Origin of the sequence: Lacinutrix sp. MedPE-SW, assembly GCF_001874145.1 — a bacterium.
Taxonomy (GTDB): Bacteria; Bacteroidota; Bacteroidia; order Flavobacteriales; family Flavobacteriaceae; genus Lacinutrix.
On sequence record NZ_MPCX01000003.1, the window covers coordinates 287,088 to 313,077 of the forward strand.

Here is a 25,990-nt window from a genome sequence, read left to right on the forward strand (position 1 = left end):
TAAAAAATATGGGATATTTATTTCTTAATTTCGATATTAATTAAAAACATAAAATGAATAAAAAAATAATTGGTAGGGTTGATAAAATAGACTTTCCAAATTTAAATCTATTTGGTGTAGATGCCAAAATAGATACAGGTGCATATACATCTGCCATACATTGCTCTAAAATAGTTGAAGAAAACAATATATTAAGATGTACTTTTTACAGTAAAGGCCACCCTAATTTTAGTGGTAAACAAGTAGATTTTGAAAACTACTCTCTTACAGATGTAAAAAGCAGTAATGGTTTTGTTGAAAACAGATACAAAATTAAATCTGAGGTTGTTTTTTTTGGTAAAACATATAAGATTAACTTAACTTTAAGCACTAGAGAAGAAATGCGATTTCCAGTACTTATTGGCAGGCAGTTTTTAAATAAAAAATTTCTTGTTGATGTCGATTTACAAAACCTTTCATTTAATCAAAAAAAATAATGAACATAGTTATATTATCAAGAAATGCCAACCTTTATTCAACAGATAGATTAGTTGAAGAAGGCGAAAAACGCGGTCATAAAATTGAAGTTATAGATCCCTTAAAATGTGATATAATTATTGAAAAGGAAAAACCATCTATTTACTACAAAGACAGATATTTAGACTATGTTGACGCTGTAATTCCTAGAATTGGTGCCTCTGTAACTTTTTACGGTTGCGCAGTAGTTAGACAATTTGAAATGATGAATGTATTTACAACCGTAACAAGTGATGCCATTTTACGCTCCCGTGACAAATTAAAAAGTTTACAACGCTTAAGTAAAGCTGGTATTGGTATGCCTAAAACAGTTTTCACAAATTACTCGCGTGATGCTAGAGAAGTTATAGCTCATGTTGGTGGCGCGCCAGTTATTATTAAACTATTAGAAGGGACCCAAGGACTTGGTGTTGTTTTAGCCGAAACAAAAAGTGCAGCAGAGTCTGTATTAGAGGCATTTAATGGTTTACAAGCAAGAGTTATTGTTCAAGAGTTTATAAAAGAAGCTAAAGGTGCAGATTTAAGAGCATTGATAGTAGATGGGCAAGTTGTTGGCGCTATGAAACGCCAAGGTAACGAAGGTGAATTTAGATCTAATTTACACCGTGGTGGTACCGCACAAATTATAAAATTAAGTCACGAAGAATTAAAGGTTGCGCTCAATGCATCTAAGGCATTAAAACTACCCGTTTGTGGCGTTGATATGTTACAATCTGCTCGTGGACCACTATTACTAGAAGTAAACTCTACTCCAGGATTAGAAGGAATTGAAGGTGCAACTGGAAGAAATATAGCCAAAAGTATAATTGGTTTTATAGAAAAAAATTTAAAGTAAATGCTAACAAAAAATGTAAACGATTTACATATTTTAGGAGAAACCATAAAACTTGGCGAAAGCAAAGAAGTAAGTTTTAATCTCGCTAAATTACATACTAGAACACCAGTAGATGTTCCTGTAATTGTAGAACGCTCTAAAAAACCAGGGCCAACAATTTTAATAACTGCAGGTATTCATGGTGATGAAGTTAATGGTGTTGAAATTGTTAGACAATTAATAGCAAAAGAAATAAACAAACCTAAAAAGGGTACAATAATTTGTATACCCGTACTTAATGTATTTGGTTTTATTAATATGGAACGTGAGTTTCCAGATGGCCGCGATTTAAATAGGGTCTTTCCTGGAAGCAAATCTGGATCTTTGGCAAGCAGAGTCGCTTTTCAAGTTGTAAGTGAAATATTACCACATGCCGATTTTGTTTTAGACTTTCACACTGGCGGAGCACTACGTTTTAATGCACCACAAGTTAGAATCACTAGCGGTAATGAAGATTTTGATATTGCTGCCGAAATATTTGGAGCTCCATTTGTACTCTACTCTAAAAATTTAAACAAATCTTTTAGAAATACTTGTAATCGCATGAATAAGCCTATACTTTTATATGAAGGTGGAAAATCTTTTCATATAGACGATGATGTTACAAATACTGGAGTTAATGGCGCCAAACGCATATTAAATCATTATGGTATGCTTAAATCTAAGTTTAAAGTTTCTGAACCTAAAAAAAAATGTATTTTCATTTCAGATAGTAGATGGATTAGGGCTAACTATTCTGGTATGTTTAAAGCTTCAATAGGTATTAGTAATTTTGTTAATAAAGGAGACACAATAGGTAATATTACAGATCCTTATGGTAAATTTAATCACTTTGTAAAAGCAAGTAGTGATGGCTATATAATTAATGTTAACCATTCTCCCATTGTATATCAAGGTGATGCTTTATTTCATATTTCTACAAAATTAGTTGAGTAAATAATTATGACTAAAGCCCAATTAAGAGAAAAATATATTAAGCTACGTAATACTTTTTCAGTAGAAGAAATCGACAAAAAAAGCATTGCAATAGCTAACAACCTTTTAAAATTAAATATTTGGAATTATAGATTTTATCATTTATTTCTAACCATTAAGAACAAAAATGAAGTTGATACCGATTTTATTTTAAGCATACTATCTGGAAAAGATAAAAACATTGTTATTTCTAAAAGTAATTTTAAAAATAATACAATGGAGAACTTTTTACTTACAGATAACACTGTAATTAAAGTTAATAAGTATGGCATACCAGAACCTTTGGACGGGATACCAATTGACAACTCTAAAATACAAGTAGTGTTTGTGCCACTATTAGCGTACGATACTAAAGGAAACCGTATTGGTTATGGTAAAGGTTTTTACGATTCTTTCTTAAAAAACTGTAATAAAAACACTTTAAAAATCGGACTTTCGTTTTTTGAGCCAGAGGCTGCTATAGAAGACATTTACAAAAATGATATTGCTATAGATTTATGCGTTACACCTAAAAAAACGCACTATTTTAACACAAAAACAATCGGTTAAAAGCTATTATAAAGGTTGAATTGTGGTTTTTTATTATATTTGGTATCAAACCCAAATCCTGCTATTAAATATAATGGTAAAAAATGAATTTATTCAAAATATAATTAACGATGACAACATTGGTTATTGGGAATTATATAATAACACTAGCAACTGGTCTACTGCTTTTATTAAAAAGTTAGGTTATAGTGTTGAAGATGTAGAAATTAACCTAGATTTCTTTTTAAACAACCTCATACATCCCGAATATCGTGATGAATTTAGAGACAATTTTTTTAATTTAGTAAGACATTATTTAGATTTTAAACAGTTAATTTCTATAAAATGTAAAGATGGGAGTTATAAAAAATTTGTGTGTTTAACTAATGATAATTTACAGGTAAACAGTGTAAAAAATGCAAAAGTTATAATTTTTAATGAAAAGAAATTTAAATCTAGTGAAAAATTAAAAAAAGATACTTTTTACTATCGCGAAAGTGCAGAAATGACTTCTACAGGAAGTTGGTATGTAGATTTTAAAAAACAAAAAAGCTACTGGGATTTCCAAACAAAAAAAATTCTAGAATATCCTGAAGATTACATTCCTTCTTTAAAAGAATCAACTAAATATTACACTCCAGAATACTTACAATTAGCTTCAAATTATTTTTTTAGCTGTGCAACTACAGGAACACCTTTTGATACTGAAATTAAAATGCTTACCGCTAAAGGTCGTGAGGTTTGGACAAGAGCAATTGGCAAAGCTGTTTATAATGATAACAACGAAATTATTGGTGTACGTGGTGTTTTTCAAGATATTGATGATAAAAAATCTAAAGTTGAAACTTTACAAAAAACTTCAGAAATTATAGCTTCTCAAAATTCAAGACTTTTTAATTTTGCACATATTGTTTCTCATAATTTAAGATCCCATACAAGCAATCTTTCTTTAATAGTTCAGCTTATAGATAGTGTAGAAACTGTTGAAGAGAAACTTGAAATGATTGATAATATTAAAGATATTTCAGAAAGCTTAAACTCTACAATAGAACACTTAAATGAAGTTGTAACTATACAAACTAAAACCAACGATATAAAAGTAGAAGTAAACTTTAACTCTATTATAAACAGCGTAAAAAAAGCAATAAACAGAATTATAAGAGAAAGTAATTGCATAATAAACACCAATTTTACTCAAATGCAAAGCATTCCATATATACCAGCGTATATGGAAAGTATTTTACTAAATTTAATAACTAATGCTATAAAATATAAACACCCAGATCGTGACCCTATTATTAATATTAAAACATATATAGATGCTAATAAAAAGTATCTAGAAGTTAATGATAATGGTTCTGGTATTGATTTAGATAAGTTTGGAAACAAATTATTTGGCATGTATAAAACCTTTCACTACAATAAAGATGCTGTTGGCATAGGCTTATTTATTACAAAAAATCAAATCGAATCTTTAAATGGCCAAATTTTTGTTAATAGTACTGTAAACAAAGGCACAACATTTAAAATACAATTTTAAAAAACTCCCTCATAATATGAATTCTCCAATTGTAGAATTAGCATGCATTATTGACGACGATAGTGTTTATGTAAATCTTGTAAAAAAAATTATAGAAACTAAAAAGCTATGCGAAAACCTAATAATTTTTAACGATGGTAAACAAAGCATAGATTACTTTGAAGCTTTATTACAAAATTTAGATGTAGATAATATACCTGAAATAATATTTTTAGATCTAAATATGCCCGTTATGGATGGTTGGGAATTTTTAGAACGCTTTACAAAGATTAAAAACAGATTTGGTAAGGTAATTACATTATATGTTGTAAGCTCATCTATAAACCCATTAGATATTAACAGAGCTAAGGCACTATCTAGTGTTGAAGATTATTTAATAAAGCCCGTAAATATAAATGAATTAGAAAATATTTTTAAAACCGGCACTTAATTTTCAATATTGCCTGTTTCTGTTTTAGGGAATGCCTTTTTATTAAAGAATATTAAAATTGCAAAACCTATACTTATAGCAACATCTGCAATGTTAAAAACAGGTTCAAAAAAAATAAAGTTTTTGCCTCCTGCAAATGGAAGCCATTCTGGTAAATTACCTTGCCACATTGGTAAGTAAAGCATATCAACAACATTACCGTAAAACAAGTTATCGTAACCACCTTCAATTGGCATAAAAGATGCTACTTGCCCATAACTATCGTTAAATATTACGCCGTACAACACAGAGTCTATAATGTTTCCCATTGCTCCAGCAAAAATAAATATGAGTGCTAAAACGAGTACTTTAGACACCTGTTTTTTAATAGATAACAACAACCAATACCCAATACCTAAAATTGCTATTAGCCTAAATATTGTTAAGCTTAGTTTGGCTATACGATCACTAATAAAAGGGATAAAATCACTTAATTTAGTTCCCCAAGCCATACCATCATTTTCTACAAAATGAATTTTTAGCCAGCTTAAAACCTCTATAGATTCATTAAGTTGAAAATGAGTTTTTATATAAATTTTACTAACTTGATCTATTAGTAATATTAAAATTATAAAAAATATCGATTTTTTTAAAGTCATGTTTAATGCCTAGGCTATAATTTAAATACATTAATAGCCGCAAATTGCTATTATTAAAATACGTTGTTAGTAAACAAAAATAGAACTATTTTTTAGTTTTAGTAACGTTTATATTACCGCTAATAGTATTTATTTTAATTGTATGTAATCCAGAAGTTAATTCTTCAGTTTTTACAACACCAAGTTTAGAGTTCGATATTACATTGGCAAAATTTGTATTTAAATTAATATGTCCTGTTGTTGTAAATATTCTGGCATTGCTTTTAAAATGAAATAAATTGGCATTGCCTTGCTCTAACTCTAATAAAACATCTTTAAACACTCCCGAAATTTCAACAGTGGCAATTTCACTTTTTATATCTAGATTAAGATGCTCTGGTAAATATAATTCTATATCTACAGAAAAAACTTTGTGGGCACTAAGCTTATCGTTTTCTGGTATTAAAAATGGTTGCTGCACAGTAGATATAGAAAGAGAATTTGTATTATTTTTAATTACTACCTGAGAAAATTTACTAAGTTCTCCTTCGGTTTTAGATTTCACTAAAATGGTTTTTCTTTTAGTAGCTATTACCTTTATATTAAACATTTTACTACCAGAAATTACTATGTTTTTTATTTCAGGATTATTAAATGTAGAGACATTATTAGTTTGAGCTTTTGCATTAAAAGTTACAATTAATAAAAGTATGAGAAGTAAATGTTTCATTATAAAATAAAAAAGCACTCCAATAAAAATTGAAGCGCTTTTTAGTAATATTATATTTTAATAATAGTGTTTATTGCATGTTTTTTGCTTCAATACTAAGTGTAGCATGAGGCACTAATTCTAGACGCTTAGGGTTAATTAATTTACCGGTTACGCGGCATACACCATAAGTCTTATTTTCTATTCTAATAAGAGCGTTTTTAAGATCACGAATAAACTTCTCTTGCCTTATTGCTAAAGCCGAATTAGATTCTTTACTCATAACAGCACTACCTTCATCAAAAGCTTTAAATTGTGGAGAAGTATCATCTGTACCATTGTTGTGATCATTTACATAAGCACTTTTAATAAGCTCTAAATCGTGTTTTGCATGATCTATTTTTTCAAGAATAAGTGTTCTAAATCTTTCTAATTCTTTATCTGAATATCTTACTGTATGTTCTTCTGTTGCCATAATATCAATTTTTTGTGATAAATAACTTTGTATTTATATTATCGAATGCAATATCTATACCATTATCTACCTGTTCTACAACATCAAGACTATCTGTTAATGTTTCTGCCTTGATATATTCTAAATTTGTTTTTACAGCTTGTGCAATTTGTTTATCGTCTTGCAATTGTACAGAAATTCTATCTGTTACTTCAAACCCTGAATCTTTACGTAAATTTTGAATACGGTTTACGAGCTCACGTGCAATACCTTCTTCGCGTAATTCATTAGAGATTGTAACGTCTAGAGCTACTGTTATTGCTCCTTCATTTGCTACAAGCCAGCCTTCTATATCTTGCGATGTAATCTCTACATCACTTAGTTCCAAATTAATGATTTTTCCATTACAATCAACATCAAGACTACCATTTTGTTCTATTTTTTTTATGTCTTCTGATGTCATTTTACGTATTTCACTGGCAATCAACTTCATATCTTTACCAAATCGTGGCCCTAATGCTTTAAAATTAGGTTTAATTTGTTTTACCAAGATATCTGATGCATCTTCTAAAAGCTCAACTTCTTTAATATTTACTTCGCTTTTTATTAAATCTGCCACTGCTAAAATCTCTTCCTTTTGTTCTTGAGAATCTATAGGAATCATTATTTTTTGCAATGGTTGTCTCACTTTTATTTTTTCTTTAGCTCGTAAAGATAAAACCAAAGATGAAATGGTTTGCGCAGCTTCCATTTTACGTTCTAATGCTTTATCTATAAAGCTACTATCACTCTCTGGGAACTTTGCCAAATGTATACTTTCAAATGATTCTGTATGTGTCGCTTTTGTTAAATCTAAGTAAAGTTTATCCATAAAAAATGGTGCAATTGGAGCTCCAAGTTTAGCTATGGTTAACATACAAGTGTACAACGTTTGGTAAGCAGAAATTTTATCTTGTTGGTAATCACCTTTCCAAAAACGTCTTCTACTTAAACGTACATACCAGTTACTTAAATAATCTTGTGTAAAGTTAGATATCGCACGCGCTGCTTTTGTTGGCTCATACTCTGCATAATATTCGTCAACCTTTTGAATTAACGTGTGTAATTCTGATAAGATCCAACGGTCTAATTCTGGTCTTTCATTTAAAGCGATATCATCTTCAGCATAAGAAAACTTATCTAAATTTGTGTATAAACTAAAGAAAGAATAAGTGTTATAAAGTGTACCAAAAAACTTACGCTTTACTTCTTCTATTCCATCTAAATCAAATTTTAAATTATCCCACGGATTTGCGTTTGCAATCATGTACCAACGTGTGGCATCTGCTCCATAAGTATCTAAAGTCTCGAAAGGATCTGTGGCATTACCTAAACGTTTAGACATTTTTTGTCCGTTTTTATCTAAAACCAATCCGTTAGATACTACATTTTTATAGGCTACAGAATCGAAAACCATAGTTCCAATAGCATGAAGTGTATAGAACCAACCACGTGTTTGGTCTACACCTTCGGCAATAAAATCTGCTGGAAATGATTTATTTTCGTCTATTTTCTCTTTATTCTCAAAAGGATAATGCCATTGTGCATAAGGCATAGAACCAGAATCGAACCAAACATCTATTAAATCGGCTTCACGTTTCATTGGTTGCCCACTTTTTGAAACCAGTACAATATCATCTACAATGTTTTTGTGTAAATCTATTTTTTCATAGTTTTCGTCTGAGTTATTACCAACTTCAAAATCTTCAAAAATATCTTTTGCTAAAACACCTGCTGAAACTGCTTTTTGCATTTCGGCTTTTAATTCTTCAACAGAACCAATACAAATTTCTTCTTTACCATCTTCTGTTCTCCATATTGGTAATGGAATTCCCCAATAACGAGATCGTGATAAATTCCAATCGTTTGCATTTGCTATCCAATTACCAAAACGGCCTTCTCCGGTAGATTTTGGTTTCCAGTTTATAGTTGTATTAAGTTCGTGCATTCGACCTTTTACATCTGTAATTTTAATAAACCAAGAGTCTAACGGATAATACAATATTGGTTTATCTGTACGCCAGCAATGTGGATAGTTGTGCTTATATTTTTCTACCTTAAAGGCTTTATTTTCTTCTTTTAACTTAATAGCTAACTCAATATCTATAGAACGTTCTGGTGCTTCACCATCTTTATAATATTCGTTTTTAACGTACTTACCACCAAACTCTGCCATTTCTGGTCTAAATTTACCTTGTAAATCTACAAGTGGTACTAAGTTATCGTTTTCATCTTTTACTAATAGTGGCGGAATTTCTGGTGTTGCTTGTTTTGCAACCAATGCATCATCTGCTCCAAATGTTGGTGCTGTATGTACGATACCTGTTCCATCTTCGGTAGTAACAAAGTCTCCAGAGATTACTCTAAAGGCATCTTGTGGATTATCATTTGGTAATGCATATTGTAATAATTGTTCGTATTTAATACCAACAAGATCTTTTCCTTTAAATTCTTTTACTATAAAATATGGTATTTTTTTATCACCATCTTTATATTCTAAAAGCGCTGCTTTTTCTTCAACTTTTTTAAACTTACCATCAAACTGTTTGTTTACTAAGGCTTTCGCTAAAATAACATTTATTGGTTTGAAGGTGTATTGATTATAAGTTTCTACTAAAACATAATCAATTTTTGGCCCAACAGTTAATGCTGTATTACTTGGCAATGTCCAAGGTGTAGTTGTCCAAGCTATAAAGTGAATATCGCCTTCGTTTTGTAAAAAGTCTGGCAGTGTATTTTCTATGGCTTTAAATTGAGCAACCACTGTAGTATCTGTTACATCTTGATAAGCTCCTGGTTGGTTAACCTCGTGCGAACTTAAACCTGTTCCTGCTTTTGGTGAATAAGGCTGTATTGTATAGCCTTTATACATTAGGTTTTTAGAGTAAATTTCTTTTAACAACCACCAAACAGACTCCATATATTTTGGTTCGTAGGTAATGTATGGATCGTCCATATCTACCCAATACCCCATTTTTTGAGTTAGATTATTCCAAACATCTGTATAACGCATTACGGCTTTACGGCAGGCAGCATTATAATCTTCTACAGATATGGTTTTACCAATATCTTCTTTTGTAATACCCAATTCTTTTTCTACACCAAGTTCTATTGGTAATCCATGCGTATCCCAACCCGCTTTACGCTTAACTTGGTAACCTTTCATGGTTTTGTATCGTGGAAAAATATCTTTAATAGCACGTGCTAAAACGTGATGTACTCCTGGTAAACCGTTTGCACTTGGTGGACCTTCGAAAAACACATAAGGTTCTGCATTTTCTCTAGTCGTTACACTTTTTTCGAAGATGTTATTCTCTTGCCAATACGTTAAAATTTCTTTTGCTACGTTTGGTAAGTTAAGTCCTTTATATTCAGGAAATCCTGTGCTCATTTCTTATAATTTCAATATGAAAAGCGAAATTAAGGAATTTTAGTAAAAAAGTGTGATTATTAGTTGAAAAAGGAACGATAGATTTATAAATTACAGACTGTTTTAAGATTTTATTTTAAACTATAAAATTTACCAAATCTTCAATTTTTGAAATTAGCTGAATTTTAATTGCGGTATTTTGAAGTGATATTTTATTATATTTTGAAACAAATATGGCTGAAAACCCTAGTTTTTCGGCCTCAAGAATACGTTGTTCTACACGTTGTACCGGACGTATTTCTCCAGATAAACCAACCTCCGCCGCAAAACAATAATTGGCTTGTAATGCCTCGTCTTCGTTTGAAGATAATATTGCTGCTACTACCGCTAAGTCTATTGCTGGATCGTCGACATTTATACCACCAGTAATGTTTAAAAACACATCTTTTGCACCTAAACGAAAACCTGCTCTTTTCTCTAAAACAGCTAAAAGCATGTTTAGCCTTTTTGCATTAAATCCAGTTGCGCTTCGTTGTGGCGTACCATAAACAGCTGTACTTACCAAGGCTTGAACTTCTATCATTAAAGGTCGCATACCTTCTAAAGTTGCAGCAATTGCATTTCCAGAAAGTTCTTCGTCTTTTTTAGAGATTAAAATTTCGCTTGGGTTACTTACTTCTCGCAAACCAGAACCTTGCATTTCGTAAATACCTAATTCGTGGGTTGAACCAAAACGGTTTTTTTGTGCTCTTAAAATTCTAAATACGTGATTGCGATCGCCTTCAAACTGCAATACCGTATCAACCATATGTTCTAGTATTTTAGGTCCAGCGATGTTACCATCTTTTGTAATATGACCAATTAAAACAACAGGTGTATTAGTTTCTTTAGCAAATTTAATAAGCTCTGTAGTACATTCTTTTATTTGCGAAATACTTCCGCTTGACGACTCTATGTAATCGCTATGCAAAGTTTGAATAGAATCTATAATAACAATATCTGGCTCTAAGGCTTCAATTTGCTTAAATATATTTTGCGTTTTTGTTTCTGTTAGAATGTAACAACTTTCGTTATCTGGATTAATACGTTCGGCACGCATTTTTATTTGTTTCTGGCTTTCTTCTCCAGATACATACAATGTTTTATAGGGTAATTTAAGCGATATTTGAAGCAACAATGTACTTTTTCCTATTCCTGGTTCGCCTCCTAAAAGTGTTAATGAACCAGGTACAATACCACCACCTAAAACACGATTAAATTCTGCATCTAAAGCATCTAACCTTGCTTCTTTAGACGAATCAATTTCTTTTAACTTTAATGGTTTAGAAACACGTTTTTGTATGTTTGTTGGTGTTTTCCAATCGTTTTTTTCTGGTTTTTGAATAACCTCTTCTACAATTGTATTCCACTCTTTACAAGCTGTGCATTGTCCTTGCCATTTAGAGTACTGTGTGCCGCAACTTTGACAAAAAAAAGTAGTTTTAACTTTTGCCATTAGTACCCAAAGTCTGCTTTAATTTGTTCTGAAAGTTCTAAAACATGATCTTTTGTTATACCACCAGCTTCTTCTAAAATATAAGCCGATTGATATGTTTTCATTGCTTTTTTAGGGTTTCCTGTTTCTTCATAAAAACGTCCTAAATAATAGTTTCCTAAAAGCGTATTTGGGTATTGTTTTCTTGCTAATTTTCCTAAAGACTCAAAGTACTCATACTTTTCTGTTTTTTTAATTGCTGCTGCAATTGCTCTAAAATCGTTAATAAGGATTTGTTTATCTATACCAAAAAGATCTTTTATTGTTTCATATTTTTCTATTAAATAATCTACTGGAGATCCTTCTAATTTTAATATTGTGTCTTTATATTCTTGTTTAGATATTGGTCTAAAAACAAAAAAGATATCTTCTAATGCATTAGGTATAGCATGTGCTGGAAGAGAGTAATGTGTTGGGTCTTCAAAATTATCGAAACTACTTAACACATTTTTATTTTCTATTGTTTTTATAGTGTTGTTTAAAGCTTTAGTTCCTTCTTGTAGTGATTTAACATCATTGTTTGAGGTTGCTAAATAGTAAAATATTTTGTTTTCAATTTTCGAAAACTTCTCAGACAAAAAGCTAGTCATGTCTGGAGCTAAATCTGGGCTTATTGCTATATAAGCATTAAACAAAGGTTCTTCTTTTAACAAATAATAGTTTATAAAATTAGCTGTTACACCATGACCTACAGCTACTTTAAATTTCTCGGTTCTATATGTTTTTTCTATATAAGGAATTAACTCCATACTAATAAACTCGAAAAAAGCAGCTCCTGTTTCTATTGGTAGTGAGTTTTGCTCTGAGTATAACATATCGTTCTCTCGTTTGCCAAATTGATTAACACCAACAACAATTGCTTCTGGAATATCTTCCCAATATGAGGCATAATCTACATTACCTGAAACAATTTCAAACATATAGTCGCCATCTAATGTTAAAATTATTGGGTAACTTTTTTCGCCAGTACCATAGCTTTTAGGTAATAAGATTTTAATATCTCTAGCTTCTCCTAGTATTTCGGAATTAAAACTTTTAAATGTAGCTTGCGCACTAATATTTTGTACTAATAGCACAGCAACAAAAAGGTAAATTAAACGTTTCATGGTAGCATTTTAAATTATAAATGCAATGTACAAATTATTTCTTTCTATTTCTATTATATAAAGGAAGACAAAGTAAAGATACACCTCCAAATAAAATTACCAATACAGTTTGAGAAGTCCACATTATCCAGCCAAATGCTATGCTTGGGTCTTCAGGAATTGAAAATATTGCAAAAGCACCATAAACTGCTATTGGGTAAGAACCCAAACCTCCATTTGTAGCAGCAACACTAAAACTAGCCGCTATAAAGCCAATTAAAATTGCTCCTAAAGGAATTGGATGAAGGCCAGAAATTGCAAAACTAGTTACATAAAACATTAACACATACATACTCCAAATAAAAAAAGTATGAAAAATAAATGCCCACTTTTTCTTCATTTTAAAGATGCTTAACGCGCCTTCTATTAAACCTGAAACGAATGTTTTAATTTTTAAAGCTAATTTAGATTGGCTTTTTTTTATGTAAAAAACAAAAAAGAGACCTAGAACTAATACCAATAAAAAACCTATTATAAGTTTTACTGAATTGAATCTATCTACAAAAAAATTAAAGATAAAATCAAACTCTAAAAACAACGTAATAATTATAATTAGCAACATTACTAAAACGTCTGCAACGCGCTCTGCCACAATTGTTCCTATTCCTTTTTCAAAAGGCACACCTTCATAATTTGTTAAAATTGAAGCTCTAGCAACTTCTCCTGCCCTAGGAATTGTATAGTTTATTAGGTACGTTGCAAATACAGCCATAAAACTATTACCATATTTTACTTTATAGCCTAACGGTTCTAATTGAAATAACCACCTGTAAGCTCTAGACATATGACTAAGCAAGCCTAAAAAAACACCAATTATTATATACAAGTAATTAGCTGTTTTAAAATGTTCTATTAATTCATCAATAGAAATTTTAGACAACGAGTACCATATTAAAAAAACTCCCAATAAAATTGGGAGTGAGATTTTTAATATTTTAAATATGGATTTATTCAACTTTTACTTTAATAAGTTTGTAGCTTCATCTGGAAAAACTAAAGAAGGTTTAAATACTTTAGCCTCTTCGATATCCATAAAACCGTAAGTAATTAGAATTAAAACATCTCCTGGAGATACTAATCGTGCGGCAGCTCCATTTAATGTTATTTCTCCACTATTTCTTGGGCCTGGAATCGCATAAGTTTCTAGCCGTGCTCCGTTATTATTATTAACAATTTGAACTTTTTCTCCCTGAATAATATTTGCAGCATCCATTAAATCTTCATCGATAGTAATACTACCAATATAATTAAGGTCTGCACCTGTTACTTTTACTCTGTGAATTTTTGATTTTACTACTTGTATTTGCATGGAACAAAGGTAATTAATTTAGTGCGATATTATCTATTAATCTTATGTCATCTGCATAAACAGCAACAAACGCACGATAATTTTTAGATTTGGATTTTCGTTTTACTGGCTTTAAAGTTACTTCGTCTGCTATTATAAAATATTCTAACTCTAATAAATTATTTTTAGCAAATTGTTTAGTAACCCATTCTGTTACTTGTTTAGCACTTTTTGTGCCAAACTGCTCTTTGGCAGTGGTTAATGTTTTAAAAATAAAAGGCGCTGCAATTTTGTAATTAGGTTTTAACCTTTCGTTTCTAGAGCTATAAGCTAAACCGCTTGGTTCTCTATATATAGCACATCCTTTCACATTAACAGGAATATTATACTTTTCTACCAGTTTTTTTATAATTGCTAACTGCTGAAAGTCTTTTTCTCCAAAATAAGCATTGTTTGGTTTTACAATTTCAAACAATCGCTTCACAATTGTGCCAACACCATCAAAATGACCATCGCGAAATTTTCCTTCCATTTCATGCTCTAAACCATCAAAACTAAAATGTTCGGCTTTTGTATTGCCTTCGTAAATATCTTCTACAGCTGGAGCATAAACTATAATATTATGAGAAACTGTTTTTAATAGTTCTATATCTTTATCTAAAGTCCTTGGGTATTTTTTTAAATCTTCAGCGTTATCAAACTGAGTTGGATTAACAAAAATACTCACTACACAAATATCGTTTTCTGTTAATGCTTTGCTAACCAAAGACAAGTGTCCCTCATGTAAAGCTCCCATTGTAGGTACAAAGCCAAAAGTAACTTTATTAAGTTTTTGGCTAGATATATGACTTTGAATTTTTAATTTTTCAGTAAAAACAATCATTCTTTAATATAAAATTAACGGGTGCAAACTTAATATTTTAGTCTTAATCTGCATAAATTTTTGTACTTTTGCGTGTTTTTTATTTTCATTTTTAAATATTTATAGCTTTTTGGGTACTAAATTTTAATATGAAAATAAAAATCTAGTAATTAACTACTACTAAAATTAATAATTAGAATAAACCTAACGTATGAAAGATAAGAGAATATTATATGTGTCGTCTGAAGTGGTACCGTATTTACCTGAAACCGAGATTTCATCAATGTCATTTGAAACTCCTAGAATGGTTAACCAACAAGGTGGGCAAATTAGAATATTCATGCCTAGATATGGTAATATAAATGAAAGAAGACATCAATTACATGAAGTTATTAGATTATCTGGTATAAATCTAGTAATTAATGATCTAGACATGCCACTTATAATAAAAGTTGCCTCTATCCCTAAAGAACGTATACAAGTTTATTTTATTGATAATGACGAGTATTTTAAAAGAAAAGCAACTTTAACAGATGAAGACGGAAAATTATTTCCAGACAATGATGAAAGAGCAATTTTCTTTGCTAAAGGAGTTATAGAAACTGTTAAAAAATTAAACTGGTCTCCAGATATTATACACATTCATGGTTGGCTTGCTGCCTTACTACCGTTATACTTAAAGCAATTTTATAAAGATGAACCTTTATTTAACGAAAGTAAAATTGTTACCTCTGTATACAATCAAAGCTTTGATGAGACGTTAAATACAGACCTAATAAACAAAGTTGCTTTTGATAATATTGAAAAAGAAGCAATAAAAACATTAGAAAACCCTACTTACAATAATTTAATGAAAGTAGCCATAGATAACTCTGATGCTTTAATTGTAGGCTCACAAGAAATGCCTTTAGAATTAGAAGAATATTTAAAAAATTCTGAAAAACCTGTATTAGATTTTAAAGAAAAAGATGAATTTGCAGAAGCTTATACAGAGTTTTACAATAATAATGTACTACAATAAAATTCTTTTAAAAAAGAATTAAAAAATTATGAAAAAGACATACAATAGCCTAAAGTCAATAGCTTTACTTTTATTTTTATCAATTTGTACAGTTGCATGTGATAAAGATTTTGCAAATATAGATAGTGATATTCAAGGAGTAAAGAATTTTAATGCTTCTAGTAGGGTATTTCCTTTATTAGCCTACACGAAATCTGTAACTCCTTTTACCGCTTCTGGAGCAGAAGATATGGTAGGCGTTCAAACAAATGGCATGCCATTAAATTTGTTAGGCGCATATAAAGATCCAAATAATACGCTTTATGGAACTACTGAAGCTAGTATTATAACTCAAATTGTACCTAGTTCTTTTAGCCCAGATTTTGGTAGCAATCCTTCTATTGAATCGGTAGTATTAAGAATTCCATATTTTTCTACACTAATTGAAACAAATGTAGATGGCGATAATTTTTATGAAATTGATTCTTTATTTGGAGATATAAATCAGCCTATTAAACTATCTATATATCAATCAAATTATTTATTAAGATCTTTAGATCCTGAAACAAATTTTGAAGAAAATCAAAATTATTATTCAAATCAGGAAGAATTATTTGACAACCAAACAGGTCCATTAATTTTTCAATCTACAGCTTTTACTCCAGATCCGACTGAATTAGAAGTGTTTGATAGTGAGGGTGAAATAACTGAAAGGTTAACTCCAGCCTTAAGGCTAGATATAACTGAAATTGAAGACGACAATACAACCTACTGGGAAGATATAATTTTAAACAGCCAAGAGTCAGGCGTTTATAACAACCTAAATAGTTTTACAAATTTCTTTAGAGGTCTCTATTTCAAAGCAGAGTTAGCAGATAATTCTGATCAAGGAAGCCTTGTCGCTTTAAATTTTTTAGCTCAAGGAGCTAGTATTACTGTTGAATATTCTAATGATGATGTTGGGCCAGATGACGAAAACAAAGAATTTGTTTTTAATTTTAGCGGGATAAGAACAAACTTAATAAAAAACACTAATACACAAGGAACAGATTTAAACGGAAACCCATCTACAGGAGATGAAAACTTATACCTAAAAGGGTTCGATGGATACATGTCTGTAATAGAACTTTTTGGAGACGAAGAAGACGAGTTTAAAGCCAAAAAAGACAGTTGGTTAATTAATGAAGCAAACTTAATATTTCATGTAAATGAAGATTTAGTTGCTGGAGATGAACCTACTAGAATTATGCTTTTCGATTTAAAAAATAATACACCAATAATAGATTATTTTTTAGATGGAACTACTAATAGTTCAAGTCCAAATGATTCGAAAATTGAATATGCAGAAGCATTATCTAATGGTAGATATAAATTTAGATTAACAAACCACGTAAACAATATCTTAGTTAGAGATTCTACAAATGTGAAACTTGGACTATATGTAAGTGCCAATGTAAACTTAACACAAAACTCGCAAATTCAAAATGCAGAAGTTGATGATGACGATGAAACGCAATTAACTCAAATTCCTACTGGTAGTATTCTTCAACCAAAAGGAACAATATTACATGGTAATTTATCTTCAAACGTAGATAAACGTCCAGTATTTGAAATATATTACACAGAACCAGATAACAACTAATTATATATGTGCGGAATTGTAGGTTACATAGGTAAGAGAGAAGCTTACCCAATTATATTAGAAGGATTAAAAAGGTTAGAATATAGAGGTTACGATAGTGCAGGAATTGCATTATATGATGGTAACTCTATCCAACTTTCAAAAACAAAAGGAAAAGTAAAAGATTTAGAAAATAAAATTTCTAAAGAAATTGAATCTAGTGGTTCTCTAGGTATTGGTCATACAAGATGGGCAACACATGGTATCCCTAACGATATAAACTCTCATCCACATTATTCAAACTCTGGAGACTTAGTAATTATTCATAACGGAATTATTGAAAATTACGCTTCAATTAAAAAAGAATTAATAAGTAGAGGATACACATTTAGTTCAGATACAGATACAGAAGTTTTAATAAACTTAATCGAAGACGTAAAAAAGAACGAAAAAGTAAAACTAGGTAAAGCAGTACAAATTGCTTTAAATCAAGTTGTAGGCGCTTATGCCATTGCTGTTTTCGATAAAAACAAACCAGACGAAATAGTGGTTGCAAAATTAGGCAGTCCATTAGCAATAGGCGTTGGAGAAAACGAATTTTTTATTGCAAGTGATGCCACACCTTTTTTAGAATATACAAAAAAAGCAATTTATTTAGAAGATGAAGAAATGGCAATTGTACGTTTAAAAAAAGGCGTAAAAATTAGAAAAATAAAAGACGACTCTTTAGTAGATCCATATATTCAAGAACTACAATTAAATTTAGAGCAAATAGTAAAAGGTGGTTACGATCACTTTATGCTTAAAGAAATACATGAGCAACCAGAAGCAATAAAAGACACTTATCGTGGTAGACTTCGCGTCAAAGAAGGCTTAATTAAAATGGCTGGTATAGACGATAATTTAGAACGCATATTAAATGCTAACAGAATTATAGTTATCGCTTGTGGTACATCATGGCATGCAGGATTAGTAGCAGAATATATTTTTGAAGACCTTGCTAGAATTCCTGTAGAAGTAGAATACGCATCAGAATTTAGATACAGAAACCCAGTAATAACAGAAAAAGACGTCGTTATTGCAATATCACAATCTGGTGAAACAGCAGATACTTTAGCAGCTATAAAATTAGCCAAATCTAAAGGTGCATTTGTTTTTGGTGTATGCAATGTTGTAGGCTCATCAATCGCCAGAGAAACTCATGCTGGTGCTTATACACATGCTGGCCCAGAAATTGGTGTTGCATCTACAAAAGCATTTACAACTCAAATTACTGTTTTAACTTTAATAGCTTTAAAATTAGCAAAAGAAAAAGGAACAATCTCAAAATCAGATTTCCAATATCACCTTCAAGAATTAGAGCTTATACCAAGTAAAGTTGAAAAAGCCTTAGAACAAGACGAACATATTAGAAAAGTTGCTGCTACATATAAAGATGCAAAAAACTGCTTATACCTAGGTCGCGGTTTTAATTTCCCTGTAGCTCTTGAAGGCGCTTTAAAGTTAAAAGAAATTTCTTACATACATGCTGAAGGTTATCCTGCCGCAGAAATGAAACACGGTCCTATTGCTTTAATAGATGACCAAATGCCAGTTTTTGTAATTGCAACAAAAAAAGGACACTATGAAAAAGTTGTAAGTAACATTCAAGAAATTAAATCTAGAAAAGGAAAAATTATTGGAATAGTTACAGAAGGTGATAAAGATGTTAAGCAATTAGCAGATCATGTTATAGAAGTTCCAGAAACCATAGAGTCTCTAACACCATTATTAACAACCATACCATTACAGCTATTATCTTATCATATTGCTGTAATGTTAGATAAAAATGTAGATCAACCAAGAAATTTAGCAAAATCTGTTACCGTAGAATAACAATTTTAACTCAATAAATAAAAAAGCTGTTTTATCAATTATTGATAAAACAGCTTTTTTTTAGCATAAAATCTTATGCATGCATAATTTTGTTAACTTTTTTTTAAGATATAGTTAAAAAACGTATATTGGCATTTATATAATTAACTAAATCTAAAAAATGAGAACAATCTTATCAATTGTATTATTGTTTATTTGTGCAACAACATTTGCACAAACCACAATAACTGGTACTGTTATAGACAATAACAGCATACCTATTCCAGGCGCAAATATTATTGTAACCGGAACTTCTTCCGGAAATGTTAGTGATTTTGATGGTAAATTCACTTTAACTGTAAGTGAAAACCCACCATTTACTGTCCAAGCAAGTAGCATAGGCTACTCTACAGAAACTATGGAGGTAACTACTAACAACCAAGAATTAACTTTTGTTTTAAGTGAAGGTAGTATTCTTGATGAAGTTGTTATTTCTGCTTCTAGAACACCAGAAAGAATTTTTGAATCTCCAGTAACTGTAGAACGACTGGGTTTAAAAGAAATAAAAAATACAGCTTCTGCAGATTTTTATGATGGTTTAGAAAACTTAAAAGGTGTTGATGTAAACACAAACAGTTTAACTTTTAAATCTGTGAACACTCGTGGTTTTGCAACATTTGCAAATACCCGTTTCATGCAACTTGTAGATGGCATGGACAACTCTACTCCAGCATTAAACTTCCCTATTGGAAACCTTGTTGGTATGATTGAAACAGATGTACTTAGTGTAGAGCTTTTACCAGGAGCATCATCTGCTTTATACGGAGCAAATGCGTTTAATGGTATTTTATTTATGAGAAGTAAAAACCCTTTCGACCATGAAGGTATTAGTGCTTTCATTAAAAGAGGTATTACCTCTCAAGAAGCTGCAGGAGACAATTCTTATACAGACTTAGGATTTAGAATGGCACATAAATTTACAGATAAATTTGCCGCTAAAGTAAACTTTGGTTATTTAAAAGGAACAGATTGGGCAGCAACTAGTGAAGTAGATAAAACTACTTTAGGAGGAACTAGAGCAGATACTAACTACGATGGTATTAATGTATATGGAGATGAAGTTTCAACAAACATTAGAGCTGCTTCTGGAGGACTTGGTTTTATACCAGATGTTGAAGTAAGTAGAACAGGATATAATGAAAGTGTTTTAACAAATTATAATGCAGAAAGTATTAAAGCAGATTGGGGATTTTACTATCGTCCAATTACAGATAATAGTTTAGAATTATCTTATGTTGGTAAAATTGGTTCAGGAAACACAATTTACCAAGGAACAAACAGATATAATATTGCAGGTTTTACGCAACAACAACATAAATTAGAAGTAAAACATGATAACTTTTTTGCTAGAGGATATGTTGTAGCAGATAAAGCTGGTGATTCTTACGATATGGTTTTTACCGGAATAAATATTAACAGAGCTTGGAAAAGTGATGAAGATTGGTTTGGCGACTATATTAACACCTATGCTGGTATAGAATTATCGGGAAACCCACAAGGCTTAACAGATCAGCAAAAACATGATGCAGCAAGAGCAGTAGCAGATACAGGACGTTTTTTACCAGGGTCTGAAGAATTTGAAAGCGCATTTCAAAGAAGTATTAATGATCCAGATTTATCAACAGGATCTAAATTTCAAGATGCCTCTAAATATTACCATGCAGATGGTAACTATAACTTTAGCCATTTAACAGATTTTGCAGATATTCAAGTAGGTGGTTCTTATAGAAGTTACAACTTAAATTCTGGTGGAACAATTTATACAGATAACGACGGAGAAATTAAGTATTCTGAATATGGTTTTTACACACAAATTCAAAAAGATTTCGAATTAAATAATGATATGGAACTTAAAGTAACCGGTTCTGCACGTTACGATAAATCAGAATTTTTCGACGGCTTCGTATCTCCAAGATTATCTTTAGGTCTTACATTAAATAGAGACCACAACATTAGGGCTTCTGCTCAAACAGGATTTAGAAACCCAACAACTCAAGATTTATTTATTGGCCTAGATGCAGGTAGAGCAATTTTAATTGGTTCTGCCCCAGACAACTTAGATAGATACTCTAGAACCTTTACAGGTAGTGATGGTAACTCTTATACTCAAACAGGTGCCGTTGCATACAATAATTCTTATACTTCATCATCTGTTCAAGCTTTAGCTGAAACTGGAAATCCAGCAGTATTAGAAATAGCAAATCCAGACATAGTAAAACCAGAAAGAGTAACTTCTGTAGAATTAGGATATAGAGGTAAATTCAATAAAATTATTGTAGATTTTAGTACTTACTATAACAAGTATCAAGATTTCATATCAGCAGAAGTAGTTGTATCTCCATACTACGGTTCTGTTAACGACGGTTCTGCTGTAGCTGCAATTGCAAACAGCGATTTCCAAGCATATAGTACTTATACAAATTCTGATGCAGATGTAAATTCTTATGGAGCATCTCTTGGTTTATCAACTAAAGTCTTTGGAGATTTTGATTTAGGTGGTAGTTATACATTTACAAAACAAGACTTTGACAGAGCTTCTAATCCAGATTTCATGACAAACTTTAACACGCCAGAGCATAAATTTAAAGCCACTTTTGGTAATACAGATTTATTTGAAAACTTTGGTTTTAACGTTGCTTATAGATTTAGCGATGATTATTTTTGGGAAGCAACTTTTGGTAATGGAATTGTACCAGAATTTCATACTGTTGACGCTCAAATCAACTACAGAATTCCAAGTCTAAAAACAGTTATTAAAGCTGGTGGAACAAATCTTACAGGACAAGAATACTTTACTGCATTTGGTACTGGATTTATTGGTTCTATGTACTACGTAGGATTAACTATTAATAACCTATAAAAAAATAATTATGAAAAATATTAAATATATATGGCTATTAGCTATTGCGCTGGGTTTTACAGCGTGTAATGATGAAGAAGATTTTGAAGACCGATTAGACAACCCACCACAAGATGCTGTTGTATTACCTGCATTAACTGCTGGTTCTGCAGATTTTTCAAATTTTGTTTCTTTAGGCGCATCTTTTACCGCTGGGTTTTCAGACAATGCATTATTTATTTCTAGTCAAGAAAATTCATTTCCAAACACAATGGCAAAACAATTTGCAAAAGCGGGAGGTGGAAGCTTTACACAACCATTAATGAATGATAATTTTGGAGGTTTAGCAGTTGGAGGAACTAGAATTACAGAACCAAGACTTGTTTTTGGTGGTGCAGGACCTGTACCTTTAGAATCTGTAATAGGACCTGTTACTGTTTCTACAGATTTATTGAGCCCACCAAACGGACCTTTTAATAATGTTGGTGTGCCAGGAGCAAAAAGCTTTCACATGATTGCACCTGGATATGGAAATTTAGCTAATTTTCCATCAGCAGCAAACCCATACGCTGTACGTTTAACTGGAGCTACACCTGATGCGTCAATGTTAGAATTAGCAGTAGCTCAAAATCCAACATTTTTCACATTAAGTGAAGTTGGAGGTAATGATGTTTTAGGTTATGCTATTTCTGGTGGTGATGGATCAGATGTTATAACACCAACAGCAACTTTTGATTTTTCATTAAATACAATGGTAACTGCATTAACTGCAAACGGAGCAAAAGGAGCAATTGGAAATGTACCAAATATTACAAGTTTATCATATTTTACAACAGTACCTTACAATGCATTAGAACCATCTAATCCAGATTTTGGTCCTCAAATACCAACTTTAAATACAATTTTTGGAGCTTTAAACCCAATATTTAATGCTGTTGATCCATCAAGAGCTATAGTATTTTCTGAAACAGAAGCAAGTCCTGTAATAATAAAAGATGAAAATTTAGCAGATATTTCTGCAATAATAACTCAAGCTTTAAATGATAGTGACACTTTTCCTGCTTTTTTAGCACAATTTGGCTTACCTCCACAGGCAGCTCCATTAGTAGCTTCTTTATTAGGTAACACATACGGACAATCTAGACAAGCTACTGCTGAGGATTTATTAGTATTACCAAGTTCTTCAATTATAGGAACAGTTAATGCAACAAATGCACAATTTTTAATAAACCAAGGATTACCAGCAAATTTAGCAGGACAATTTTCTGCAGAAGGTGTAAGTTTCCCATTAGAAGACAAATGGGTATTAACTCCAGAAGAACAACAAGAAGTTGCAGATGCAACAGCTGCGTATAATGCAACAATTTCAAGTGTAGCTACAGCAAACGGTTTAGCTCTAGTAGATTTAAATTCTATTTTAGAACAAGCTTCTACAGTTGGTATTCAATTTGATGATTACAATTTAAATACATCATTAGTATTTGGTGGATTAGTAAGTTTAGATGGTGTACATCTTACTGCTAGAGGTTATGCATTAATGGCTAATTCTTTCTTAGAGGCTATTGATACAACTTATGGCTCTAATTTTGTAGCATCAGGAAATGTTGCTAAAGCTGAAGATTTTAGCGTAACATACTCTCCTCTATTACAATAAATTACCAAAATATTATATAATAATAAAACGCCTTCTATATGAAGGCGTTTTTTATATATAAAAAGCTTGAAAACAGCTTTTATTTTAAATTAAAACTCATATCTTTGCAGCCGAAAACAAATCGTGTTTTCAAACAATTAAACAGCATAATATTAAATAGATAAGTAATGTCAAAAGTTACAGGTAAAGTTGCACAAATAGTAGGTCCAGTTATCGATGTAGAATTCGCTGCTGGTGCTGAACTTCCAAAAATTTACGATTCATTAGAAATTAAAAAAGCTGATGGTTCTACATTAGTACTAGAAGTACAATCTCACATTGGTGAAGATACTGTACGTACAATTGCCATGGATTCGTCTGATGGTTTAAGTAGAGGAACAGAGGTTAATGCTACTGGAGCTCCTATTCAAATGCCAATAGGTGATGATGTTTATGGACGTCTATTTAATGTAATTGGAGATGCAATTGATGGTTTAGGAGATTTACCTAAAGCTGGTGAAGCAGGACTTCCAATTCACAGAAATGCACCAAAATTTGAAGATTTATCAACTTCTACAGAAGTTTTATTTACAGGTATTAAAGTAATCGATTTAATTGAGCCTTATGCTAAAGGTGGTAAAATTGGATTATTTGGTGGTGCCGGAGTAGGTAAAACTGTATTAATTCAGGAGTTAATTAACAATATTGCAAAAGGACACGGTGGACTTTCTGTATTCGCAGGAGTTGGAGAAAGAACTCGTGAAGGAAACGATTTACTTCGAGAAATGTTAGAGTCTGGAATCATTAAATATGGTGACGATTTTATGCATTCTATGGAAGATGGTGGATGGGATTTACAAAAAGTAGATAAATCTGCTATGAAAGATTCTAAAGCAACTTTCGTATTTGGACAAATGAATGAACCACCTGGAGCTCGTGCTCGTGTTGCACTTTCAGGATTAACAATAGCTGAATATTTCCGTGATGGAGCTGGAGATGGACAAGGAAAAGATGTACTTTTCTTCGTAGATAACATCTTCCGTTTTACACAAGCTGGATCTGAGGTATCTGCATTATTAGGTCGTATGCCTTCTGCCGTAGGTTACCAACCAACGTTAGCAACAGAAATGGGTGCTATGCAAGAGCGTATTACATCAACTAAAAAAGGTTCTATTACATCTGTACAAGCAGTTTATGTACCTGCAGATGATTTAACAGATCCTGCACCAGCAACAACCTTTGCTCACTTAGATGCAACTACAGTATTATCGCGTAAAATTGCCGAGTTAGGTATATATCCTGCCGTAGACCCATTAGATTCTACTTCTAGAATTTTAACTGCAGATATTTTAGGTGATGAGCACTACAACTGTGCACAAAGAGTAAAAGAGTTATTACAACGTTATAAAGAATTACAAGATATTATTGCCATATTAGGTATGGAAGAATTATCTGAAGAAGATAAAATGGCTGTAGGTAGAGCTAGACGTGTTCAACGTTTCTTATCTCAACCATTCCACGTTGCAGAGCAATTTACAGGTATCCCAGGTGTATTAGTAGATATTAAAGAAACTATTAAAGGATTTAACCAAATTATGGATGGTGAATTAGATCACCTACCAGAAGCAGCGTTTAACCTTAAAGGTTCTATTGAAGAAGCTATTGAAGCTGGAGAAAAAATGTTAGCTGAAGCGTAAATTTAGTCCACAGTCCACAGTCCGCACTATGCTGTGACTGATGACTGAAGACTGCAAACTGAAGACTAGAAAATATGTATTTAGAAATTGTATCACCAGAAGCTATTTTATTTAGCGGAGAAGTAACTAGCGTTACTGTTCCAGGAATTAATGGTGATTTTGAAATGTTAAATAATCACGCTCCTGTCGTTTCTATTTTAAAAGAAGGAACAATTAAAATAACAGGAAATATAACTTTAGAAAAAGAGGTTGAAAATCAATTTTCTAAGGGTGACAAAAACACTACTCTATTAAAAATTAATTCTGGTACACTAGAAATGAATAATAATAAAGTTATTGTATTAGCAGATTAATACAATAACTCTATTTTATAAAAAAACGCGAAGCTAAGCTTCGCGTTTTTTT

At 31.4% G+C, this 25,990-nt stretch carries 22 protein-coding genes; 13 read left to right on the forward strand and 9 right to left on the reverse strand.

All coding sequences use genetic code 11. The features are described 5' to 3' along the window. The first annotated feature begins 53 nt into the window (after nucleotides 1-53). The 6 genes from BM549_RS04815 (at nucleotide 54) to BM549_RS04840 (ending at nucleotide 4,863) form a co-directional block, all read left to right on the forward strand. Nucleotides 54-476 carry a RimK/LysX family protein gene (locus BM549_RS04815; RefSeq protein WP_290469231.1) on the forward strand — a complete coding sequence of 141 codons (423 nt, stop codon included), beginning with the start codon at nucleotides 54-56 and terminating at the stop codon, nucleotides 474-476. Next, a complete protein-coding gene (gene rimK / locus BM549_RS04820; RefSeq protein ID WP_290469232.1) occupies nucleotides 476-1,351 on the forward strand; it encodes a 30S ribosomal protein S6--L-glutamate ligase in 876 nt (291 codons plus the stop codon). Before BM549_RS04815 ends, rimK begins: the two co-directional genes overlap by 1 nt. Then, on the forward strand, nucleotides 1,352-2,326 hold the full coding sequence (locus BM549_RS04825) for a succinylglutamate desuccinylase/aspartoacylase family protein (RefSeq protein ID WP_290469233.1): 975 nt from the start codon (nucleotides 1,352-1,354) through the stop codon (nucleotides 2,324-2,326). It abuts the gene before it with no gap. A gap of 6 nt (nucleotides 2,327-2,332) precedes the next feature. Then, nucleotides 2,333-2,914 (forward strand): 5-formyltetrahydrofolate cyclo-ligase, encoded by a 582-nt coding sequence (locus tag BM549_RS04830; protein WP_290469234.1) that lies wholly within the window; start codon nucleotides 2,333-2,335, stop codon nucleotides 2,912-2,914. Between the two features lie 73 nt (nucleotides 2,915-2,987). Further along, nucleotides 2,988-4,433, forward strand: coding sequence for a PAS domain-containing protein (locus BM549_RS04835; RefSeq protein WP_290469235.1), 1,446 nt, complete (start codon nucleotides 2,988-2,990; stop codon nucleotides 4,431-4,433). 16 nt (nucleotides 4,434-4,449) lie between these two features. Next, nucleotides 4,450-4,863 (forward strand): response regulator, encoded by a 414-nt coding sequence (locus tag BM549_RS04840; protein ID WP_290469236.1) that lies wholly within the window; start codon nucleotides 4,450-4,452, stop codon nucleotides 4,861-4,863. Here the strand turns inward: BM549_RS04840 and BM549_RS04845 are convergent. The 9 genes from BM549_RS04845 to panC all read right to left on the reverse strand — a co-directional run bounded on the left by BM549_RS04845 (nucleotide 4,860) and on the right by panC (nucleotide 14,902). Continuing rightward, a complete protein-coding gene (locus BM549_RS04845) occupies nucleotides 4,860-5,501 on the reverse strand; it encodes a lipoprotein signal peptidase (protein ID WP_290469237.1) in 642 nt (213 codons plus the stop codon). The two genes, BM549_RS04840 and BM549_RS04845, sit on opposite strands and share 4 nt — an antisense overlap. Before the next feature lie 85 nt (nucleotides 5,502-5,586). Further along, the gene (locus tag BM549_RS04850) at nucleotides 5,587-6,210 is read right to left on the reverse strand and encodes a hypothetical protein (protein ID WP_290469238.1); all 624 of its coding nucleotides are present in this window, start codon (nucleotides 6,208-6,210) and stop codon (nucleotides 5,587-5,589) included. A 70-nt stretch (nucleotides 6,211-6,280) separates the two neighbouring features. Further along, entirely contained in the window at nucleotides 6,281-6,664 is a 384-nt protein-coding gene (locus BM549_RS04855; RefSeq protein WP_290469239.1) for a TraR/DksA C4-type zinc finger protein, read from the reverse strand. Between the two features lie 4 nt (nucleotides 6,665-6,668). Then, entirely contained in the window at nucleotides 6,669-10,073 is a 3,405-nt protein-coding gene (gene ileS / locus BM549_RS04860) for an isoleucine--tRNA ligase (RefSeq protein WP_290469240.1), read from the reverse strand. A 115-nt stretch (nucleotides 10,074-10,188) separates the two neighbouring features. Next, nucleotides 10,189-11,547: a DNA repair protein RadA gene (gene radA / locus BM549_RS04865; protein ID WP_290469241.1), complete on the reverse strand. Its 1,359-nt coding sequence runs from the start codon at nucleotides 11,545-11,547 to the stop codon at nucleotides 10,189-10,191. Further along, on the reverse strand, nucleotides 11,547-12,692 hold the full coding sequence (locus BM549_RS04870; RefSeq protein WP_290469242.1) for an alpha/beta hydrolase-fold protein: 1,146 nt from the start codon (nucleotides 12,690-12,692) through the stop codon (nucleotides 11,547-11,549). Before BM549_RS04870 ends, radA begins: the two co-directional genes overlap by 1 nt. Before the next feature lie 34 nt (nucleotides 12,693-12,726). Continuing rightward, on the reverse strand, nucleotides 12,727-13,686 hold the full coding sequence (locus BM549_RS04875; RefSeq protein WP_290469243.1) for a lysylphosphatidylglycerol synthase transmembrane domain-containing protein: 960 nt from the start codon (nucleotides 13,684-13,686) through the stop codon (nucleotides 12,727-12,729). A gap of 3 nt (nucleotides 13,687-13,689) precedes the next feature. Continuing rightward, the gene (gene panD / locus BM549_RS04880; RefSeq protein ID WP_013869457.1) at nucleotides 13,690-14,040 is read right to left on the reverse strand and encodes an aspartate 1-decarboxylase; all 351 of its coding nucleotides are present in this window, start codon (nucleotides 14,038-14,040) and stop codon (nucleotides 13,690-13,692) included. A 13-nt stretch (nucleotides 14,041-14,053) separates the two neighbouring features. Continuing rightward, complete coding sequence (panC, locus tag BM549_RS04885; protein WP_290469244.1) at nucleotides 14,054-14,902, reverse strand: pantoate--beta-alanine ligase; 849 nt, start codon at nucleotides 14,900-14,902, stop codon at nucleotides 14,054-14,056. 190 nt (nucleotides 14,903-15,092) lie between these two features. On the opposite strand from panC, the gene BM549_RS04890 reads away from it, so the two are divergent. The 7 genes from BM549_RS04890 (at nucleotide 15,093) to BM549_RS04920 (ending at nucleotide 25,938) form a co-directional block, all read left to right on the forward strand. Next, complete coding sequence (locus BM549_RS04890) at nucleotides 15,093-15,902, forward strand: glycogen/starch synthase (protein WP_290469245.1); 810 nt, start codon at nucleotides 15,093-15,095, stop codon at nucleotides 15,900-15,902. Between the two features lie 28 nt (nucleotides 15,903-15,930). Next, nucleotides 15,931-17,523, forward strand: coding sequence for a DUF4270 domain-containing protein (locus BM549_RS04895; protein ID WP_290469246.1), 1,593 nt, complete (start codon nucleotides 15,931-15,933; stop codon nucleotides 17,521-17,523). Nucleotides 17,524-17,529: 6 nt separating this feature from the next. After that, nucleotides 17,530-19,377 carry a glutamine--fructose-6-phosphate transaminase (isomerizing) gene (glmS, locus tag BM549_RS04900; RefSeq protein ID WP_290469247.1) on the forward strand — a complete coding sequence of 616 codons (1,848 nt, stop codon included), beginning with the start codon at nucleotides 17,530-17,532 and terminating at the stop codon, nucleotides 19,375-19,377. A 160-nt stretch (nucleotides 19,378-19,537) separates the two neighbouring features. Continuing rightward, nucleotides 19,538-22,276 (forward strand): TonB-dependent receptor, encoded by a 2,739-nt coding sequence (locus BM549_RS04905; RefSeq protein WP_290469248.1) that lies wholly within the window; start codon nucleotides 19,538-19,540, stop codon nucleotides 22,274-22,276. 10 nt (nucleotides 22,277-22,286) lie between these two features. Next, complete coding sequence (locus tag BM549_RS04910) at nucleotides 22,287-23,909, forward strand: G-D-S-L family lipolytic protein (protein ID WP_290469249.1); 1,623 nt, start codon at nucleotides 22,287-22,289, stop codon at nucleotides 23,907-23,909. A 167-nt stretch (nucleotides 23,910-24,076) separates the two neighbouring features. Continuing rightward, entirely contained in the window at nucleotides 24,077-25,585 is a 1,509-nt protein-coding gene (gene atpD / locus BM549_RS04915) for a F0F1 ATP synthase subunit beta (RefSeq protein ID WP_290469250.1), read from the forward strand. A 74-nt stretch (nucleotides 25,586-25,659) separates the two neighbouring features. Continuing rightward, entirely contained in the window at nucleotides 25,660-25,938 is a 279-nt protein-coding gene (locus tag BM549_RS04920) for a F0F1 ATP synthase subunit epsilon (protein ID WP_013869465.1), read from the forward strand. The last annotated feature ends 52 nt before the right edge of the window (nucleotides 25,939-25,990 follow it).

Excerpts from the sequence above, each read along its gene's own strand:
- BM549_RS04920 (WP_013869465.1), top strand. The coding sequence starts at position 25,660 with ATGTATTTAGAAATTGTATCACCAGAAGCTATTTTATTTAGCGGAGAA.
- BM549_RS04840 (WP_290469236.1), top strand. The coding sequence starts at position 4,450 with ATGAATTCTCCAATTGTAGAATTAGCATGCATTATTGACGACGATAGT.
- BM549_RS04835 (WP_290469235.1), top strand. The coding sequence starts at position 2,988 with ATGGTAAAAAATGAATTTATTCAAAATATAATTAACGATGACAACATT.
- BM549_RS04890 (WP_290469245.1), top strand. The coding sequence starts at position 15,093 with ATGAAAGATAAGAGAATATTATATGTGTCGTCTGAAGTGGTACCGTAT.
- BM549_RS04905 (WP_290469248.1), top strand. The coding sequence starts at position 19,538 with ATGAGAACAATCTTATCAATTGTATTATTGTTTATTTGTGCAACAACA.
- ileS (WP_290469240.1), bottom strand. The coding sequence starts at position 10,073 with ATGAGCACAGGATTTCCTGAATATAAAGGACTTAACTTACCAAACGTA.
- BM549_RS04845 (WP_290469237.1), bottom strand. The coding sequence starts at position 5,501 with ATGACTTTAAAAAAATCGATATTTTTTATAATTTTAATATTACTAATA.
- BM549_RS04895 (WP_290469246.1), top strand. The coding sequence starts at position 15,931 with ATGAAAAAGACATACAATAGCCTAAAGTCAATAGCTTTACTTTTATTT.
- BM549_RS04830 (WP_290469234.1), top strand. The coding sequence starts at position 2,333 with ATGACTAAAGCCCAATTAAGAGAAAAATATATTAAGCTACGTAATACT.
- BM549_RS04815 (WP_290469231.1), top strand. The coding sequence starts at position 54 with ATGAATAAAAAAATAATTGGTAGGGTTGATAAAATAGACTTTCCAAAT.
- BM549_RS04825 (WP_290469233.1), top strand. The coding sequence starts at position 1,352 with ATGCTAACAAAAAATGTAAACGATTTACATATTTTAGGAGAAACCATA.
- panC (WP_290469244.1), bottom strand. The coding sequence starts at position 14,902 with ATGATTGTTTTTACTGAAAAATTAAAAATTCAAAGTCATATATCTAGC.
- BM549_RS04855 (WP_290469239.1), bottom strand. The coding sequence starts at position 6,664 with ATGGCAACAGAAGAACATACAGTAAGATATTCAGATAAAGAATTAGAA.
- radA (WP_290469241.1), bottom strand. The coding sequence starts at position 11,547 with ATGGCAAAAGTTAAAACTACTTTTTTTTGTCAAAGTTGCGGCACACAG.
- BM549_RS04850 (WP_290469238.1), bottom strand. The coding sequence starts at position 6,210 with ATGAAACATTTACTTCTCATACTTTTATTAATTGTAACTTTTAATGCA.
- BM549_RS04870 (WP_290469242.1), bottom strand. The coding sequence starts at position 12,692 with ATGAAACGTTTAATTTACCTTTTTGTTGCTGTGCTATTAGTACAAAAT.
- atpD (WP_290469250.1), top strand. The coding sequence starts at position 24,077 with ATGTCAAAAGTTACAGGTAAAGTTGCACAAATAGTAGGTCCAGTTATC.
- glmS (WP_290469247.1), top strand. The coding sequence starts at position 17,530 with ATGTGCGGAATTGTAGGTTACATAGGTAAGAGAGAAGCTTACCCAATT.
- panD (WP_013869457.1), bottom strand. The coding sequence starts at position 14,040 with ATGCAAATACAAGTAGTAAAATCAAAAATTCACAGAGTAAAAGTAACA.
- rimK (WP_290469232.1), top strand. The coding sequence starts at position 476 with ATGAACATAGTTATATTATCAAGAAATGCCAACCTTTATTCAACAGAT.
- BM549_RS04910 (WP_290469249.1), top strand. The coding sequence starts at position 22,287 with ATGAAAAATATTAAATATATATGGCTATTAGCTATTGCGCTGGGTTTT.